This window comes from Halobacillus sp. GSS1 (assembly GCF_017307035.1).
Classification (GTDB): domain Bacteria; phylum Bacillota; class Bacilli; order Bacillales; family Halobacillaceae; genus Halobacillus; species Halobacillus litoralis.
On record NZ_JAFLHE010000006.1, the window covers coordinates 131,095 to 149,205 of the forward strand.

General features: G+C 44.9%; 18 protein-coding genes. 14 read left to right on the forward strand and 4 right to left on the reverse strand.

Features of this window, described 5'->3' with window-relative positions; translation table 11 throughout:
- The first annotated feature begins 23 nt into the window (after positions 1–23).
- The 9 genes from spoIID to J0K78_RS13470 all read left to right on the forward strand — a co-directional run bounded on the left by spoIID (position 24) and on the right by J0K78_RS13470 (position 8,767).
- Positions 24–1,049 (forward strand): stage II sporulation protein D, encoded by a 1,026-nt coding sequence (gene spoIID, locus J0K78_RS13430; RefSeq protein WP_206947527.1) that lies wholly within the window; start codon positions 24–26, stop codon positions 1,047–1,049.
- Positions 1,050–1,231: 182 nt separating this feature from the next.
- The gene (gene spoIIQ / locus J0K78_RS13435) at positions 1,232–2,128 is read left to right on the forward strand and encodes a stage II sporulation protein SpoIIQ (RefSeq protein ID WP_326315640.1); all 897 of its coding nucleotides are present in this window, start codon (positions 1,232–1,234) and stop codon (positions 2,126–2,128) included.
- 350 nt (positions 2,129–2,478) lie between these two features.
- The gene (gene spoIIID / locus J0K78_RS13440; protein ID WP_160910936.1) at positions 2,479–2,760 is read left to right on the forward strand and encodes a sporulation transcriptional regulator SpoIIID; all 282 of its coding nucleotides are present in this window, start codon (positions 2,479–2,481) and stop codon (positions 2,758–2,760) included.
- Positions 2,761–3,015: 255 nt separating this feature from the next.
- Positions 3,016–4,014 (forward strand): rod shape-determining protein, encoded by a 999-nt coding sequence (gene mreB, locus J0K78_RS13445; protein WP_206947549.1) that lies wholly within the window; start codon positions 3,016–3,018, stop codon positions 4,012–4,014.
- 30 nt (positions 4,015–4,044) lie between these two features.
- A complete protein-coding gene (locus tag J0K78_RS13450) occupies positions 4,045–4,869 on the forward strand; it encodes a flagellar hook-basal body protein (protein ID WP_206947529.1) in 825 nt (274 codons plus the stop codon).
- A gap of 17 nt (positions 4,870–4,886) precedes the next feature.
- Positions 4,887–5,708 (forward strand): flagellar hook-basal body protein, encoded by an 822-nt coding sequence (locus J0K78_RS13455; protein WP_206947530.1) that lies wholly within the window; start codon positions 4,887–4,889, stop codon positions 5,706–5,708.
- 21 nt (positions 5,709–5,729) lie between these two features.
- On the forward strand, positions 5,730–6,065 hold the full coding sequence (locus tag J0K78_RS13460) for a DNA-directed RNA polymerase subunit beta (protein WP_206947531.1): 336 nt from the start codon (positions 5,730–5,732) through the stop codon (positions 6,063–6,065).
- Between the two features lie 279 nt (positions 6,066–6,344).
- Entirely contained in the window at positions 6,345–7,676 is a 1,332-nt protein-coding gene (locus J0K78_RS13465; RefSeq protein WP_206947532.1) for an FAD-dependent oxidoreductase, read from the forward strand.
- On the forward strand, positions 7,673–8,767 hold the full coding sequence (locus J0K78_RS13470; protein WP_206947533.1) for a class I SAM-dependent methyltransferase: 1,095 nt from the start codon (positions 7,673–7,675) through the stop codon (positions 8,765–8,767). The genes J0K78_RS13465 and J0K78_RS13470 overlap by 4 nt, the downstream gene beginning before the upstream one ends.
- 44 nt (positions 8,768–8,811) lie before the next feature.
- Here the strand turns inward: J0K78_RS13470 and J0K78_RS13475 are convergent, their stop codons facing one another.
- Positions 8,812–8,958, reverse strand: coding sequence for a lmo0937 family membrane protein (locus tag J0K78_RS13475; protein WP_115823967.1), 147 nt, complete (start codon positions 8,956–8,958; stop codon positions 8,812–8,814).
- A 144-nt stretch (positions 8,959–9,102) separates the two neighbouring features.
- On the opposite strand from J0K78_RS13475, the gene fabZ reads away from it, so the two are divergent.
- Both fabZ and J0K78_RS13485 read left to right on the forward strand, forming a co-directional pair.
- Positions 9,103–9,525, forward strand: a complete 423-nt coding sequence (gene fabZ / locus J0K78_RS13480) for a 3-hydroxyacyl-ACP dehydratase FabZ (protein ID WP_160910949.1) — start codon at positions 9,103–9,105, stop codon at positions 9,523–9,525.
- Between the two features lie 682 nt (positions 9,526–10,207).
- Complete coding sequence (locus J0K78_RS13485; protein WP_206947534.1) at positions 10,208–10,516, forward strand: hypothetical protein; 309 nt, start codon at positions 10,208–10,210, stop codon at positions 10,514–10,516.
- Between the two features lie 234 nt (positions 10,517–10,750).
- Here the strand turns inward: J0K78_RS13485 and J0K78_RS13490 are convergent, their stop codons facing one another.
- Positions 10,751–10,930 (reverse strand): YjfB family protein, encoded by a 180-nt coding sequence (locus J0K78_RS13490; RefSeq protein WP_206947535.1) that lies wholly within the window; start codon positions 10,928–10,930, stop codon positions 10,751–10,753.
- 208 nt (positions 10,931–11,138) lie between these two features.
- Here J0K78_RS13490 and J0K78_RS13495 point away from each other — a divergent pair, with 208 nt between their 5' ends.
- The 3 genes from J0K78_RS13495 (at position 11,139) to J0K78_RS13505 (ending at position 16,542) form a co-directional block, all read left to right on the forward strand.
- Complete coding sequence (locus tag J0K78_RS13495; RefSeq protein WP_089652041.1) at positions 11,139–11,759, forward strand: hypothetical protein; 621 nt, start codon at positions 11,139–11,141, stop codon at positions 11,757–11,759.
- Positions 11,760–12,130: 371 nt separating this feature from the next.
- Positions 12,131–13,465, forward strand: a complete 1,335-nt coding sequence (locus tag J0K78_RS13500; RefSeq protein WP_206947536.1) for an efflux RND transporter periplasmic adaptor subunit — start codon at positions 12,131–12,133, stop codon at positions 13,463–13,465.
- Positions 13,465–16,542, forward strand: coding sequence for an efflux RND transporter permease subunit (locus tag J0K78_RS13505; RefSeq protein ID WP_206947537.1), 3,078 nt, complete (start codon positions 13,465–13,467; stop codon positions 16,540–16,542). Before J0K78_RS13500 ends, J0K78_RS13505 begins: the two co-directional genes overlap by 1 nt.
- A gap of 132 nt (positions 16,543–16,674) precedes the next feature.
- Here the strand turns inward: J0K78_RS13505 and J0K78_RS13510 are convergent, their stop codons facing one another.
- Together J0K78_RS13510 and J0K78_RS13515 are read right to left on the reverse strand one after the other, a co-directional pair.
- Positions 16,675–17,046 carry a PilZ domain-containing protein gene (locus J0K78_RS13510; RefSeq protein ID WP_206947538.1) on the reverse strand — a complete coding sequence of 124 codons (372 nt, stop codon included), beginning with the start codon at positions 17,044–17,046 and terminating at the stop codon, positions 16,675–16,677.
- Between the two features lie 92 nt (positions 17,047–17,138).
- The gene (locus J0K78_RS13515; RefSeq protein WP_160910962.1) at positions 17,139–17,861 is read right to left on the reverse strand and encodes a CBS domain-containing protein; all 723 of its coding nucleotides are present in this window, start codon (positions 17,859–17,861) and stop codon (positions 17,139–17,141) included.
- Positions 17,862–18,111: the final 250 nt, after the last annotated feature.

Sequence of the window (18,111 nt, forward strand, 5' to 3'; positions counted from 1 at the left end):
ACTATGTAACCAGGAGGATGCGGATGAAAAAAAACAATGGAATTGGAATACTTGCTGTATGTGGTTTATTTACAATAATACTCATCTTACCAACGATGATTGTCGTTCCATTTACGAATTCCGGGGGTACGGAAGAAGTGAAGGAAACTCCGCAAACAGAAGAAGTAGCGAGCGTAGAGGACTCTCCTTTTGCAGTCAAAGTATTACGCAGCACGACAAAAGAGGTGGAAGAGGTTCCGTTAGAAAGTTATGTTGCTCGAGTCGTCGCTTCTGAAATGCCCGTGAATTTCGAAATGGAAGCTTTGAAAGCGCAGGCCCTTGCAGCCAGAACTTATATTACGCGCCACCTGGTCCAAGGGGAGAAGGTTTCTTCAGAAGCAGATGTTACCGATACAGTCAGTCACCAAGTGTATAAGGATGAAGACCAACTACGGAGTCAATGGAAAGATAATTATGAAGAGAACATGAAGAAAATCACAGAGGCTGTCAAGGCTACGAAGGGTGAAATTATTACGTATGACCAACAGCCCATTACGGCCGCTTTCTTCTCAACGAGTAACGGCTACACAGAAAACGCAGGAGATTATTGGGAGCATGACATTCCATACCTTCAAAGTGTAGAAAGTCCATGGGATCAGGAATCTCCGAAATTCGTGGATCAAAAAATCATTACCGTTGCAGAGCTTGAGCAAGCCTTAGGAGTTAGTATAGGGGCAGGGATCCAGCAGACTACGATGACAAAGACAGAAGGAAACAGGGTAGACGAAGTTCATTTCGGGGATCAATCGTTTTCCGGAAGAGAAATCCGTGAAAAAATCGGGCTGCCATCCAGTGACTTCACTATCAAACAAAAAGGGGATCATGTCATCTTCACGACGAAAGGCTATGGCCACGGCGTAGGAATGAGTCAGTACGGGGCCAATGGCATGGCCAAATCAGGCAAGGATTATAAAGAAATCATCCACCACTATTACCAGGACACAGAAATTGCCCCGCTCAGTACCCAAACGGCTTCATTGACCATTGAAAAAGAAGACACCGTCAACTAAAGAGCTGCCCTGTGCAGCTCTTTTTTTCGTTGTTCAAACTTATTGTCTTTAAGAATGGGGAGCCAATCTTGTATAAGTACTCTATGAAATATAAATTTTTTCTTGTGAATGTATATAATCCCTAATAAGTGTTCAGAATGGTTTTTGAGGTGATGAACATGAAAGAGGAAGGTAAAAAAAGCGTGACTAAATTAAAGTTCAAACGCTTGATGCGCAAGAAGTGGTTGTATCCAGCATTGTATTTGTCAGTGGCTGCATTAGTACTTGTCGGAGTGTTCTGGTATCAGCAGGGAGCTAGTGATTTGGAAGACCAAATCGCGGAGCAGCCGGATTCCAAAGTCCAGGACGAATTTTTGACGGCAGATAATGAGAAAGATACTGTGCCAGTCATGGAACACCAGGAAAACTTGGAAATGCCTGTAGCAGATGAAAAGGCAGCATCCATTGTCACTAAATTCTATGATTACGACGCTTCCGAGCAAGATCAAGAAAGTGCACTGGTCCTATACAACAATAAGTATTACCAAAGCGAAGGCGTAGACATTACTAGAGAAGATGGAGAAGCTTTCGAAGTTACAGCAGCTTTGTCAGGAACAGTCACAGAAGTTAAAGAGGATCCGCTATACGGCAATGTAATTGAAATCACACATGATGAAAACATTTCTACTGTGTATGCTAGTTTAGAAGATGTCGATGTTTTAGCAGGATCAGATGTAGCACAAGGTGATGTTCTTGGTTCTGCAGGTAAGAACTCCTTCGGTCAAGCAAGTGGTGTCCATGTACACTTTGAAGTGCGCAGTGATGGCCAGCCTGTTAATCCTGAAGAGTTTTTCGGTCAGCCAATGAGTAAAATCATTGAAAATGCAGGAGAAGAAGCTCAAAAAGAAGATGAAGCTCCTGCTGAAGAGCCACAAGGAGACGGCGAAGAGCCTTCTGAAGGTACAGAGCAATCTTCTGATGATGCCGAGCAGTCTACGGATGAAGAATTGAATACGGATGAAGATCCAGCTGGTTCTGAAGATGAAGAGCAAACACCAGATGAAGATAGTGCCTCTTCCATCTCTGCCACACAAGCTTAAAAAATGAGGGTTCTGCCCTCATTTTTTTTGTGTTTATCTCTAAGCTGATATCTATTTGTTTCTGCAGTGCGTTTAAGCATGTATGAAGCCTTTTGTGTTACATAAGATGAAGACACGGATGTTCAATGTTTGAGATTAAGCATGAAATTACAAGAAATCACATCACACCATGCATCATCTGGCATATCTTAGAACTTTTATTAATACAATGAGGATAACCGAGCACTCGGTAACATCCAGGGTGATCCAGCATGATTTAACTTCCAGAGTAAACACCCTTAACAAAACAATTGAACCGCTTTCCTAAGAATCCTACCCCCTTGGATAGTCAATCACAGGAGGCGAGTGGAGTGCATGATTACATCAAAGAGAGGACTATCAAGATCGGTGAGCACATTATTGAAACGAAAAAAACGGTAAGAGTGATTGCCAAAGAGTTTGGAGTTTCTAAAAGTACGGTCCACAAAGACTTGACCGAAAGGCTTCCGGAAGTGAATCCTGAACTTGCCAAGGAAGTGAAGAAGATACTTGATCACCATAAAGAAATCCGCCATCTCAGAGGTGGAGAAGCGACCCGCAGAAAATACAAATCTCAATTTGTGGATGATCAACCTGTTCAACCTCTCGCCTGAACGATGTTCTCCTCCCTTTGTCATATTTCCTCGATATTTGGTAACTTTTTTCATCTCTCAAGAGACGGATGTCGTAATTTTGTGATAGAATAAAGAACTAGATGTGCATGATTTAAATCGAAAATAGAACTTGAAACAATAGGGAAATATAAGTTGAAGGAGATTGATCTCCATTGCCGGTGTAACGTAACGGATTACGAGGGTCCTGCGCGTTACTTGGATTATGTTTTTTACAATAGGGAGGATCTACAGAACATGTTTGCGAGAGATATAGGAATTGACCTGGGTACAGCGAACGTACTCATCCACGTAAAAGGTAAAGGAATTGTATTGAACGAACCGTCTGTGGTTGCCATGGACCGTAATACTGGGAAAGTGCTTGAGGTAGGTGAAGAAGCCCGTAGGATGGTCGGACGTACGCCAGGCAACATTGAAGCTATCCGGCCGCTTAAGGATGGTGTCATTGCAGATTTTGACGTTACTGAGGCGATGTTGAAGCACTTTATCCAAAAAACAAACGTGAGAGGATTCTTATCAAAACCGCGCATGTTGATCTGTTGCCCGACGAACATTACGAAAGTGGAGCAGAAAGCGATCAAAGAAGCGGCTGAGAAATCCGGTGGTAAAAAAGTATATTTAGAAGAAGAGCCTAAAGTAGCAGCGATTGGTGCCGGTATGGATATCTTCCAGCCAAGCGGAAACATGGTGGTCGATATCGGAGGTGGCACAACGGATGTCGCTGTTTTATCCATGGGTGATATTGTCACGGCTTCTTCCATTAAAATGGCCGGTGACAAGTTTGACCATGAGATCCTACAATACATTAAAAAAGAATATAAACTGTTGATCGGTGAGCGCACAGCTGAAGATATTAAGATCAGTGTGGCTACGGTGTTCCCTGGTTCAAGAAATGAGGAAATCGAAATTCGCGGGCGAGACATGGTGTCCGGATTACCACGAACGATCTCCGTCAATTCTGAAGAAATTGAAAAATCCTTGCGTGAGTCTGTCCAGGTCATCGTTCAAGCGGCGAAACAAGTGCTGGAACGTACACCACCTGAGCTATCTGCCGATATCATTGATCGTGGAGTGATCATGACAGGCGGCGGAGCACTTCTGCATGGCATTGACCAACTGCTCGCCGAAGAGCTGAAGGTTCCTGTTCTTGTAGCTGAATCTCCGATGGATTGTGTCGCTACAGGTACAGGCATCATGCTTGAAAATATTGATAAGCGTATTTCCACGAAACTATAGTTTAGATGGGACGGAAGGAGTGAGGACACCTTGTTAAGGGGATTTTACACAGCAGCAGCAGGTATGATGGCCAACCAGAGGATGCAGGAAACGTTGTCGAATAACATGGCGAACGCGTACACACCCGGGTACAAAGCAGATCAGGGGACGATGCGTGCTTTTCCAGAGCTATTGATCGAGCGGATGGGAAGCAAAACGATCCCAACGAAGAATGGATTCAAAATACCTGATGGCGGACATGTAGGATCCCTTAACACAGGTGTTTATATGCAGGAAGCGATTCCTTCTTTTGCTCAAGGAGACCTGAAAGAAACAGGGGTGGGGACAGACCTTGCCCTTGTACAAAATGAGGTGCCGGAGGAGTCCGGTTCTCTTTTCTTTCGTGTTCAGAATGAAGATGGGGAAGAGCGGTACACACGTAATGGGAACTTCACTGTGGATGGGGAAGGTTTCTTGACGACAAATCTCGGGTATTATGTTTTGGATGAAGACGGAGACCCAATCAATACGGGCGGCATGGAATTTGATGTTTCACAAAATGGAGAGCTTACCGTAGATGGACAGGCCCTCACACTCGGAGTGTCTTATACACCGGATGCTTCTCAAATGGTTAAAGAAGGAAACGATCTCTATCGTCTTTCTGAGGAGGCGACCATTTTGTTGAATCCCGGAGCGGAAGAAGGAGTCGGTTTCTCCATTCGTCAACACCATCTGGAGCAATCAAATGTCGATCCGAACAGGACTATGACAGAAATGATGAATACATACCGTTCATTCGAAATGAACCAGCGTGTCTTAAAAGCTTATGATCAGAGCATGCAAAAAGCAGTGACGGAAATCGGAAGAATTAGTTAAGGAGTGTGGCAACGTTCATGAATCGTTCAATGATCCAATCGGCTGTAACGATGGGGCAGCTGCAGAAAAAGCTGGATCTTGTCGGAAACAACTTGTCTAACAGTGAAACGACAGGATACAAAAGCCGCAACGCCGATTTTTCTTCATTACTGTATCAACAGATCGACAACCAGTCTCACTCTGAAGCAGAGGTCGGCCGGCTGACACCGGAAGGCATCCGTGTTGGTTCAGGTGCTAAACTTGGTCACACGAACCTTGATCTGACTCAGGGAAGCCTGAAAAATACGGGCAGGGAACTGGATGTGGCTTTATTGGAAGACCACCATATGTTCGGCCTCCGAGTTACAACGGAACAAGGCCAGGAAATTCACTATACCCGTGCAGGGAACTTCTATTTGAATCCGATCGATGATGGTCAATTGCTTCTGACAGATGCAGATGGTCACCCAGTCATCGGTGCGGACGGTGAAAATATTATCCTTGAAGACAATTTTCAAGCCATCAATATCGATCCGAATGGAAGAATTCTAGTCACAAGAAATCAAAACCAAGTGGTGGAAGGCACGTTGGATGTTAGTGAAGCTGTCCGGCCACGTATGTTAGAATCGGTTGGGGCGAATCGTTTCCGTATTCCAGACAATGTAGAAGAGGATGGAATTATGGGAGAAGTGCTTTCTGAAGAGGTAAAAATGCAGTCCCAGACGCTTGAAACATCGAATGTGGATGTAGCCAGGCAGATGACAGAAATGCTGATGGCTCAACGTGCCTATCAATTCAACGCAAAATCCATATCCACAGGTGATCAAATGATGGGGCTTGTGAGTCAACTGAGATCATAAACGTAAGGAGTTTGACGGACCATGGCAACAGATCCTAAATCAACAGGCAAAAAGCTAAATAAAGATCAGGAAAGAGAAAAAAAGCGTCAAGCTTTAGATGAAGCCACGAAGCAGAAGCCGACGAAAGCATCGTCCAACAAACAGAAATCGGAAGCCGAAGAGAAAGCTCCGAAAAAAGGGCGGCGGCGAGTCCTGCCGATATGGCTGCGGATCATCCTTGTCCTTCTTTTCAGTGCGGCGGCCTTACTGATTGGATTAATGGTCGGATATGGAATTATTGGTGATGGTAACCCGACAGACGCGCTTGAAATGGACACATGGCGCCATATTTGGGATATCGTTACAAAAACAGAATAATCGTTAGCTTGTACTTCATTCTATGAGATAAGCTTATTCAATATGCAGAACACGAGTCGTTACGACTCGTGTTCTTTTTGTCCATTTGTGATTTTTTGAACACAAAGACTGTCACCATGCATATGGCTGAAGGTGCTAGGCACTGCTCACGACTGATAGCGTTCCAGGTACGGGTCTTTCCTTTCCGTACCAATGATGCAGCGCATCAGATGTTTTCAAGCTATGGATTAGGGAATTACAACCGTACAGAGGACAAAGCAGCGGGGAGGGATCATAATCTTGAAGACAGATGTATTTATTGCCGGCGGCGGTGTAGGGGGACTTGCTCTTGCGGCGAAGCTTGCCAGCCGCGGTGTTCATGTGGTCATAGCGGAGCAGCTCAAAAGAGAATCTCCTGTATATAAAGGTGAACTTCTGCAACCGAAGACACTGGCTATTCTCGAAATGTTGGACGTATTGGACGAAGTGGAAGAGAACGGTCATGTCATAGACCAACTGCGTTTTCAGGAAGTTCAACGTAACCGTGGAAGTAATCCTGAAGAGATCAACCTGACAGAGTTGAGTTACAGTCGTGTCGCCAGCATTTACGATCATGCTTTAATGGTTCCGCATGAAAAAACAAAAGAAATCCTAAGGAATAAGGGGAAGGAATATGATGAATTTTTTCATTACCTTCCAGGGGCAAGATTTATGGGTTTTGAAAAAGGGATGGCAAAGGTGAAGCACAAGAAGGAGACATTCTACGTCCAGGCTCAAGTGTACATAGGAGCAGAAGGACGAAGCTCACCTACGCGTGATGCCATGAATGTCCATGTGAAAAGGAAAGACTACAATCATCATTTTCTGACGGTGACCATTCCCCGTCCGGCATCATTTACAAAAGGAAAAATCATTACGACATCCAGCTGTTTTCTAGGGTTATTCCCTCTCCCCGATAACGAAGTACGGACTGTATTTTTAATCAAAGCCGGAGAGTATAAACGCATTCAGGAAAAAGGGCTGGAGTCCCTCTATCAAGCTTACAGTGAACTGGAACCAGAGCTTGCGGAGGGGGTTCGGACCATAGAAGATTGGAAAACGGTTCAATTGATGATTCCATTTACGTATCATGTTGACCGTTATTATTCCGGAAATATAGCAATCCTGGGGGATGCCGCGCACACCGTTCACCCCATGGCGGGGGAAGGGATGAATCTCGCCATCCAGGATGCTGATGTATTAGGTGAGCTTCTGGCCTGGTGTAAGGAAGAGGGGAAAACCTACACGGACTATCTTCATTATTATGAGGATGTGCGCAGACCTCGTGTAGAATTTTTACTCAACTTAAGTCATTTGTCGGCTCTTGTTTATTCGTTTCAATACGAATGGTGGAGGAAATTCCGTTTGAAAGCCGTCCAGAGAATCTATGATGATGATCAGCTTCACGTCAAACAAATGCTGAATATATCAGGACTTGGCAAATGGGATTTCAGTTTGGTGGACAGAGCCGTCCAAGGCAGTATGCTTCCACCAAGACAAAAAAGGGTATCAGATCAAAAACAGCGTCAGTATCTCTTTTCTGAAGAAGAAGATTATCCTTGGAAAAGAAACGAGAAAGGAAGGATATCATGAATGAATGGGTAACGGCGATGCAGGCAAGGAAATGGATGAAAAAGAACGAATCGTTCCTGCCTAGCTGGCACGCTTATGTGGGATCAGAACTCGGTCTTTTTGATGAATTCAGGACAGCGAGGACAGTTGAAGCAATCAGTGAGAAAACGGGTTATCCCTATGACCTACTCGCTTCCTGGGTGAATGTGGGAGTGGCGGTCAAGCATATGAAAAAACGTCCAAACAACCGCTTTCGAACATCAAAAAGAAAATGTGCCAGCTTGATGGGAAATGACCAGTCACCTGGAGTTAAAGCCTTACTGAAAGAAATGATGGAATTGCACCTGCCGACACTATTAAAGTACCCAGACATCATGAAATCCCATGAGAGAGCAGAATTCAACCATGAGCGTCATGGAGAAGTAGTCGCAGAAACGTCTGCTTTGCTTGAGCATTTCGCTATTAAGAAGATTAAGCGGATGATCAAAGATAAAAAAGTGACTTCTGTCGTTGATTTAGGCTGTGGACATGGAGGATATCTAAGGAAACTGGCTATGGAATATCCACATTTGGAAATGATCGGAGTAGACATCAATCAGAAGGTCATCGAAAAAGCGCGTACCTTATCTGAAGGTTATCCGAACATCACCTTCGAAGTCGGTGATATTAATGAGTGGAAACCTCGTGAGGATGAAAATGTGGATGTCGTCCTCCTGCATAACATCTTCCACTATATTCATCCGGAAGATCGCAGGCGTCTATTGAACCACCTCCACACTTACGTGAGTAATCAAGGGCTGATATCAGTCATCACACCAATCAATGAAACGGAGCATGGAGAAGCGTTTTCTTCAGCCTTTAACAGTTTCTTTGTCGCTCACTCCAACCTTTTCGCCCTGCCTAACAAAGGAGAATTGAAAGAGATCTCTCAAAGCTGTAAATATGAACTGTTCGATCTTGATCCGATAATTAAAGAAGGTTCATGGTACACCTTTTGGTTGAGCCCGACAAGCCCAGTAAAGGAAATGAAACATACGCAAATGGCAGGAAGTAGTGAACAAACTCTTTCTACAAACCCTTCCTCTACAAATGAACTGACACGGAGCTCATAAATAAAACCGCTATGGATACCTCCATAGCGGTTTCTTTCATTTGGCTATAATCGCCCACGGCCTTGCACAAGACGGACGATGAGTACAACGAGGGCGACCACAAGTAAAATATGAATCAAGTTTCCAGCGATCCCCCCGAGTAAGCCTAATAGCCATAGAACGAGGATGATAATTAATATCGTCCAAAGCATTTTATCGGCCTCCTCTTTGTAATAGGTGAACTTAGTTGTATATTTTCCCTAAAAGGTTGATTTAAAACAGACACTCAGAAAAAACTTTGTTCCTGGCTTGTGCTTCTTTTATAATAAAAGCATGGATAGGAAAGGAGCCTGATTATGCTAGATATACAACAAATCAAAGAAATCATCCCACACCGTTATCCCTTTCTACTAATTGACCAAGTAGAAGAGATTGTAGAAGGTGAGCGTGCGGTCGGATACAAGAATGTCACAATGAACGAACCCTTCTTCCAAGGACACTTCCCCGACTACCCTGTCATGCCGGGTGTGTTGATCACAGAAGCGATGGCACAAATGGGTGCTGTTGCCATGCTGAAAAAAGAAGAAAACCAGGGGAAACTCGCATTTTTCACAGGAATTGATAAATGCCGTTTCAAACGTCAAGTCAAGCCTGGTGACCGTTTGAAATTGGAAGTAGAAATCGTCCGTTTGAAAGGTCCTGTAGGAAAAGGAAAAGCAACAGCTTCTGTCGATGGAGAAATCGCATGTGAAGCGGAAATCATGTTTGCTTTAAAATAATCATAAAAAAGAACGCAGCGCCGGCTGCGTTCTTTTTTAGTATATGGCAGGATTGTTGAAGACTTAGTTTCGAGACTTTTTAGGGTTCGTTGCCCGGGTTGAGCGTCAGGGGGGGCTGGGAAGCTACTCGCTTTCCTGCGGGGAGGACGGCAAGCCTCCTCGTGCTTCGCACTGTGGGGTCTTGCCAGCCCATCCATTCCCGCGGGAGTCTCGCAGCTTCCCAACCACCCCATTCGATGTATGAGTGTAACGAACCCCTTTACCAAGTTGGATGGTCTTCTACTATCCAACTGTTAGGGAGGTAAAGCGCTCTAGATCAGACTTTCCTGTGCTAGGGGAGGTGTTCTTTCATCCATTTCTAATAATCATACGAGCTGTCCTTATCGTAGTGGTTTCGAGAACCTTTTATGATAAAGGGGCGGAGGGGAATGGCGAGACTCCTGCGGGAAAAAAGTGCTTGGTGAGACCCCACAGGACGCAGTCCGAGGAGGCTCACCGCGCTCCCGCGGAAAGCGAGCTATTCCCCGAAGCCCCCATCCACACAACAAAAGTCTCGAAACTGAGTCTTCCACAAACGGGAGCTTTACTGGAATAAGAGGATAGATAAAAAATCAGTTATATGGATGAACTTACATAATATGGACATACTAGTTTGGGAAATCATTAAAAGGAGGAAACACCGATGAAAGCATTACTTATGAAACTTTTGGTCGCGTTTTTTGCCGTATCCCTATTAGGAGCTTGTGCTTCTGAAGAAGAGCCTCAAGAAGACAACAACATGGAAGAAGAAAACAACAACGAAGAGGACAATATGGATGACGGTATGGATGAAGAGGGCGACATGGAAGAAGAAGACAATATGGATGAAGAAGGCGACATGAATAAAGAAGAAAAAGAAAAAGAACAAGATGATATGACAGATGGTGAAAATGGGGAAGACGGCATGACTGATGATGGAGCAACAACAGACGAAGAAAATAATAACGAATAAAAAAAGCCGCATTCAGCGGCTTTTTTTCATGGAAAGAAAGGTGGAAATGGCTATTATACATACTCCTCCAATGGTAAAAGTAGGGATGAGAAACCTTAAAATGGCTATGGGTTGGAGAAGGTAGAGACCTACACCAATCATAAATAAGGTGAATCCGCTTAAAGCCAGCCGTTTTTCGATGTAAACCACTCCTTAAAAGTGGAGATAGTAGAATTACCTTACTGTCTACACTTTTTATCCTTTCAAATCAATCTGTTTGCCTAGGTCAGGGTGGGGAATGGATTGTTTAAGCATTTCGACCATTTGGTTCCCTTTCTCTTCGGTATCCCCTTTTACTTTATCCATCAAAGCCAGACTGGATTGTTGCTTAAGGCTTGCTGTACTCATAGCCATGGATATTGCGGCGATGTCCATCTTATCCCTCCTTTTCTTATACATCGGTCAGTTCTTTATAAACTCAAGCAAGATTACGGACGAACTGGATCTTAGTCCGGATCTTTGAAAACCTTTGGAAAACGTTAAAATCTTATGTAGAATAGAAGTAGAAATATTCATAAAAACTTTACAATCAGGAGTTTTCAGGTTTCTCATGTGTGGAATAAGCGAATAGAGGTGATTATTGATGAAATACAGAACGGCAAGCGACCTGAAAGATTTGATCTTGGAAGACTATGAAAAAGTGGTGAACCGGATTCCACTGGAAAAACTGGATGTGTATCTTTACCTTCACACCGTCTTTCAGGATACTTATGTACCTGACGACACGCTATATCAATTCATCTTCCGGCATTTCTTCCGGCTGGACAACCCAAGTCTGACGAAGGAGTTTGAGACGTACTATTTCAAACTGATGGAAGAACAACGTGGATATGAACGCCCGAACATCGTCCACATTACGAAAAGCCTTTACGAGGTGAAGAATCACAAGGGGAACCCAACGATGCAGTTCCCACTAGCTGCTTCTATGCTGCATACCATTAATCCAAGTTTCCCAACCTATGATAGTGATATCGTTAAAGCCTTTGATTACTCATCCACATACCATTTATCAGGCTTCGATAAAAAGATGAAGCGTTATATCGGACAGTACCAACATACATTCCGGACTTATGAAGAACTACTTGAAGATGAAGCACTGGAGCCTGTTTTTGCTCACTTTGATGAACGTTTTCCAGGCTATGAGCTTCCGAAAGTCAAAAAGCTGGATTTGATTGTTGCCCAGCTTGGTAATAACCTGCAGTAAAAAATAGAAAGCTGAACCTCTTCCATAGGTTCAGCTTTTTTTGTGAACTTTTTTATGCATTCGTATCTTTTGATTGTTAATTCGTACCAGGTACTGAGAAAGGAGAACTTCATACCTGGTACGTTAAAAAAGCGAGGACGGGGGCAAGTATGAAATGATTTCATTACCAAAATTAGTCACAATTTTGTCAATTTCGTAGGAATACTACAAGTTGCATTACAAATCGCGATTTAGTAACATTAATCGTAATTATGACTACATGGTCAGTGCGTTTTTAATGGGTATCCTCTTGATCGCGAAGGGGAAAAATAATAGAAGTAGATAAAAGTCCGGGAGATTTACGAGAGTCTGATATGGAGAGGAAGTCTTAGATGAAACGTTTGATTTTCATGTTCATGGTGCTCTTCTTTGTAACCGCTTGTAATCAGGAAGAAGCCAATGAAGAAATAGAGGAGCGGATCACACCGGTCAAAGTGGAGTCCGTGAAAAAAGAGGATTTTGTCGTGGAACGTAAACTGGTGGCCCGTGCAACGGCTGCTGATACTTCACCTGTTTTACCTGAAACCCCTGGAGAATTGGCAACCTTGAATGTTGCTAAAGGGGACAGAGTAGAAAAAGGAGAAACCGTAGCCGTTGTCCGTCCAGGAGGCAATGTAGATAATCAGGTGGAATTGCAGCAGATCGCTGTTCGCCAAGCTCAAACGCAGCTTGAAAATGCGCAAGTATCCAAAGAGCAGGCGTCCGAAGGTGTTGAAAATGCGAAGGAGCAGGTTGACCTGGCCGAACAAGCCTCACAATCGCAGGCAAGTCAAACAGCTCAGGCAGCGGAAGCAGCGAAGCAACAATACGAACAAGCCAAGCAATTGGCGGATGAAACAAAAAAATTAGCCGATGAAGGCACGATTCCCGATGCGCTCTATCAGCAAGCGAAGAATCGTGCAGATCAAGCGTATGCTCAATACCAGCAATTAAATGGGCAGCAGCCTCAGTCTTCATCTGCAGTAGCACAAGCAGAAGCGCAAGTCGATCAGGCGGAACAACAGTTGGAGCAGGCCCGTGTAGCGGTGGAGCAGGCAGAGCTTCAGGTAGAACAAGCCAATGTTCAATTGAACCAGGCTCAGGAACAAGCCGAAAATGAAGCAATTACTGCACCTACATCCGGCGAAGTGTCGACAGTGAATGCAAGTGAAGGGGATATGGTCAGCAATCAACAGCCACTTGCTACCATCGTCAGTCTGGATCCCATGACGATTACCGCTTCCGTCACGGCAGATCAACTTTCCCTTTTTGAAAAAGGAGCGGAGCTGACCGTCGATCTTCCTTATCTGGAAGAACAGGTCGCCTCAACCGTAAGTTACGTTTCTTCCGTTCCGGACGATACAGGACTCTACCCCGTTGAAGCGACCGTTAGTAATGGAGATGAAAAGATTAAACCAGGGATGATGGCGACGTTCTTACTTCCTGAAAACGTAGTAGAAGATACGCTCATTGTCCCGACAGACAGTCTCATCGAACAAAATGATGAAACATTCGTTTATCAAGTAGTGGATGAAAAAGCCGTCCAGGTTCTCGTTTCCGTTTTAGAGTCTCAGTCGGATTTCACAGCAGTGTCCGGAAACCTTCCTGAAGATGCGACGGTCATTACGACAGGACAGCTCACCTTGGAAGACGGGGATCAAGTGACCATCATGGAGGAGGATTCCTGATGAAGCTTGTTAATCTTTCCGTCAAACGACCTGTGGGAGTCATTATGATTGTTGCTGCCATTCTTGGTCTCGGTTTTGTATCCCTCCGCAGTTTGACCATTGATTTGTATCCGGAAATAGACCTGCCAATCGCGGTGGTATCGACTTCCTATGAAGGAGCAGCCCCGCAGGAGGTCGAAAAACTCGTCAGCCGGCCAGTGGAGTCTTCTGTCAGCAGTATTGAAGGGCTCGAAGTGCTCCAGTCTCAATCACAGGCTGGGGCCTCGCTCGTTCTTATGCAGTTCAATACAGGGGTGAATCTTGACAGTACGCTCTTACAGGTCAGGGAAAATGTCGATCAGGTGACCGGACTTTTACCGGAAGGCGCCTCCGATCCTAGTGTTCTCCGTTTTGACCCGCAGCAGCTGCCGATCATGACGGTAGGCTTGTCAGGTGATACACCCGATGAACTCCAAAAAGTAGCAGAAAACCGGCTGGTTCCTTTTCTTGAACGGCAAGAAGGCGTCGCCTCAGTCAGCATAGAAGGCGGACAGACAAAAGAGGTTCAAGTCCTGGTGGATCGGGCACAGATGGCTACATACGGTTTGGATTCTCAAACATTGATTCAGGCGCTGAATGCAGCCAATCAGTCAGCCTCAGCAGGAACCATCGAGAAAGGACAGAAAGATCTTCAAATCCGGATTGATGGAGAATTCAATTCTGTGGAAGATGTGAGAGAGACAAGAATCCAATCTCCTACAGGGGCCCAGGTGACGCTTGGTCAAATTGCTGAGGTGAACGAAACGCTTGCCAATTCCAACACCATCAGCAAGGTGAACGGTTCATCTTCCGTGGTACTTTCCATCTTGAAAAAGACGGATGCGAATACCGTTGAAACCGCCGATAACGTACGGGAGGCGATGGATGAGCTGGATGCCGACCTCCCGGAAGGTGTTGGCACAAGCATCGTTCTAGATACATCAGAATTTATCAAGATCTCGATAAACAGTGTCGTATTGAACATTATCCTCGGCGGTATTTTTTCCGTCTTGATCCTATTGCTGTTCTTGAAAAGCATTCGTGCGACGCTCGTGATCGGGTTGTCGATACCGATTGCCATCATATCGACATTTACTCTCATGTATTTCACCGGTGAAACATTGAATGTCCTGACGATGGGGGGACTTGCCCTCGGGATTGGAATGATGGTGGACAGCTCCATCGTCATTCTGGAAAACATCGTCAGCTACCGACAACGGGGATATTCGATGGTCGAAGCGGCTAAACAGGGGGCGTCAGAGCTGGCGCCAGCTGTTGTAGCCTCTGCGACAACGACACTCGTCGTCTTTCTACCAATCATATTCGTAGAAGGCATCGCATCTGAATTGTTCACCCCCCTTGCGTTGACGATCATGTTTGCGCTCATTGCTTCCTTAGCGGTGTCTGTGACTTTAATTCCTATGCTTTCTTCGAAACTGTTAACGAAATCCTTGAAAGAAGAAGGACGCCGGTACTGGTTTAACCGCTTTTTAGAAAAAGTGAATGATGGCTACCGCTCAATGTTGAGATGGGTATTGAAATTCAGAAAAACGACCATCGCCATAACATTCGCCCTCATCGCAGGGAGTATAGCTCTCATTCCTTTGATTGGAACAGAGTTCATTCCCCCTTCCGATCAAGGACAGGTGGAAGTTCGAGTGAACATGCCTGAAGGGACATCTCTTGAAGAGACGGAAGCCCTCACTGAAGAGATTGATGTCAAGATTGAGGACTATAGTGAAATTATAGATGTCAGCTACCTTTCTATTGGCGGAGGTTCAATGGGGAGCATCGGAAACGGCTCGTCTGACTTTGCTTCCTATACAATTCAGCTCGTCGAACCTTCGAAGCGGGAAAAAACGACCCAGACCGTCATGGAGGAATTAAGTGATTCCCTCTCGGGCATTCCAGGTGCTGAAATAGAAGTAAGTGAGTTGGATGCAGGTCTTGGAACGGGAGCACCACTGCAAGTGCAAATCAATGGTGGAGAATATGAAGTATTGGATGAATTGGCTGGCCAAGTCGCTTATTTGATGAATGAAATCGACGGGGTGCAGAATGCGACGTCATCGACGGATGAAGGACGTCCTGAAATGCAAATTGAAGTGGACCAGGACAAAGCGGCTCAATACGGCCTGACGGAGCAACAAGTGATCAGTCAGGTGCAGATCGGTTTCAGTGGTCAGGTTGCCACCCGGTATCGAAATGGAACAGATGAAATTGATGTCCGTTTTATCCTTCCCGAAGATGAGCGGCAGACGATTGCAGATTTAGAGGGGATGTCGGTCCAGGCACCGAATGGCACACTGATTCCACTCGCCACCATTGCAGAGTTGAACCAAGTTCAGGGGCCTGTATCTCTGCTCCGTCAAAATCAACAGCCGCAAGTGAATGTGGAAGCGGAGATTTCGAATATTGATCTGGGTACGGCAACAGAAGAAGTGCGGGCAGAGCTTGAGCGTCTGAACTTTCCTGATGGCTACTCTTATACCATTGGAGGACAGGCGCAGGATATGCAGGAAGCTTTCGGCGACTTGTCTCTTGCTTTGATTTTCTCGATATTCCTTGTCTACGCCGTCATGGCGATACAATTTGAGAACTTTTTGTTCCCATTTATCATCATGTTCTCCTTACCGGCAACCATCATCGGAATTTCCGGGGGTCTATTTGTGACCGGTTTGCCATTCAGCTTGCCGGCCTTTGTAGGAATTATTATGCTCGCAGGGATTGTTGTAAACAACGCCATCGTTCTGGTCGACTACATCAACATCCTCAGACGGAAATCGTACGATCGTTACGAAGCCATTTTAGAGGCAGGACCTAACCGTCTTCGCCCGATCCTGATGACGACCTTGACGACAGTGCTCGGCATGGTTCCATTAGCGATTGGAATAGGCAGAGGTGCAGAAGCGCAACAGCCTCTGGCGGTCACCATCATTTTCGGCCTGACCGTATCGAGCTTTTTCACGCTTGTACTGATCCCAGTCGTCTACACCTACTTTGACGACCTATCCAACAAAATCACAGGCTTCTTCCGAAAAAGAGCCCAAAAAGAGTAACTTACATTTTTTGGTGTACCAGTTCATCCAGATAATGGATGAACTGGTACACTATTTTTTTACATATTTAACTTATCCATCGGTGAAAAGTGAAGAATACCTACAACCCGAGGCAAAATAAAAAAGCCTCCATTACGGAGACTTCGTTTCCACGGGATCATTTTGAACAGCTTCAAGGGAGTCCCCAAGCTTCTCAATGATCTCTTTTAGTTGATCTGGAAATTCAAATACGTGTACACCACACGTCATTTGCTGCTCTTCCGTTTTCATCCAAATGAGCCGGCCTTCAGCTGTGAAGGTCTTATTTTCATAAATGAAGGTGAGAAACAACTCATCTTTCATAGACAATCCAGGTTGAGAATCACAGGAAAAGCGCAATCCGTTCATACTGATGTCTTTCACTTCCATAGGCCCTGAGACATGACTTGTGAATTTCTTGTTGTAAAAACCCGGGAGAGGTGTTTGGAATGGATACCGGAAGGGTTCATGTCTGCGTTCATTCATGCTTACATCCCTCTTCCTTAACTAGGATAGTTTAATCATATCCTCTCAAAGGAGAACGTTCAATAATATTAGCTTTTTCACTTCGAAAAAACTCAATCATCGTCCGTTTCACGTCTGTCCACTTTAATTAAATCCCATGTCGTTACAATTCCCATCGGCATATCATCTGGGCTTCCCGTTTCGGTCAAAATGACGGCTTTCAGTTTCCGGTTTTCATTTAAACTTCTCTCAAACCGCTCTTCTAAATCAAATACAGTCGCACCCGCTTTTAGAAATTCTACACTACGATCCTTTTCAACGGGGAGGACGTCGGAAGCGCAAATATTTTCGAGAACGATTCTTCCATTCGGATGATTTTGTGATAACCATCGGACGATCCCGTCATTCGTAAGTAAACCGGAGAAAGCACGGTCTTTAGTATAAATAGGGAATTGTGAAATCCCATGTTGGTCGAAAGCCTCCATCACATGGCTAAGCGCTGTATCTTCTTTAAAATAGAGGACGGGACGAGTGGCGAATTCCAGGGCTTCCGGTGGTTGGTCAAGCGTTCGTTTAATTCGTTTCAAGGCCATTACAACGTCTTCATGAGGAGTGGCGATGAAATAGTCTCCACTGATTCTTTCGTGGACGATGGCATTTCTGAGTTTCGCATACTGCTTCAACTGATCGAAGTGGATACGGATGACGCTATGTTTCAGTTTGGAACGCTGAAGAAGCTCCACAAAATTATCATTTTTCGGGAAACCATTCAGTTCTTTCAAATGTTGATGGATCTGGTTGAATGTAACTTCAAACTGCTCCACAATGTCATTCATCTTATTCACCTTTTCCTAAGCATTCTCACTCGTTTTTACAGTTAGTGTGTGAATCCTGTACAAAAGTGATTCATCTTAACCTCAATTCGATATGGAATTTAATGAAGAAGTTTTATTGAAGAATAGCTCCCGTTTGTGGAAGACTCAGTTTTGAGATTTTTGTTGAGTGTATGGGGGCGGAGGGGAATGACTCGCTTTCCGCGGGAGCGCGGTGAGCCTCCTCGGACTGCGTCCTGTGGGGTCTCACCAA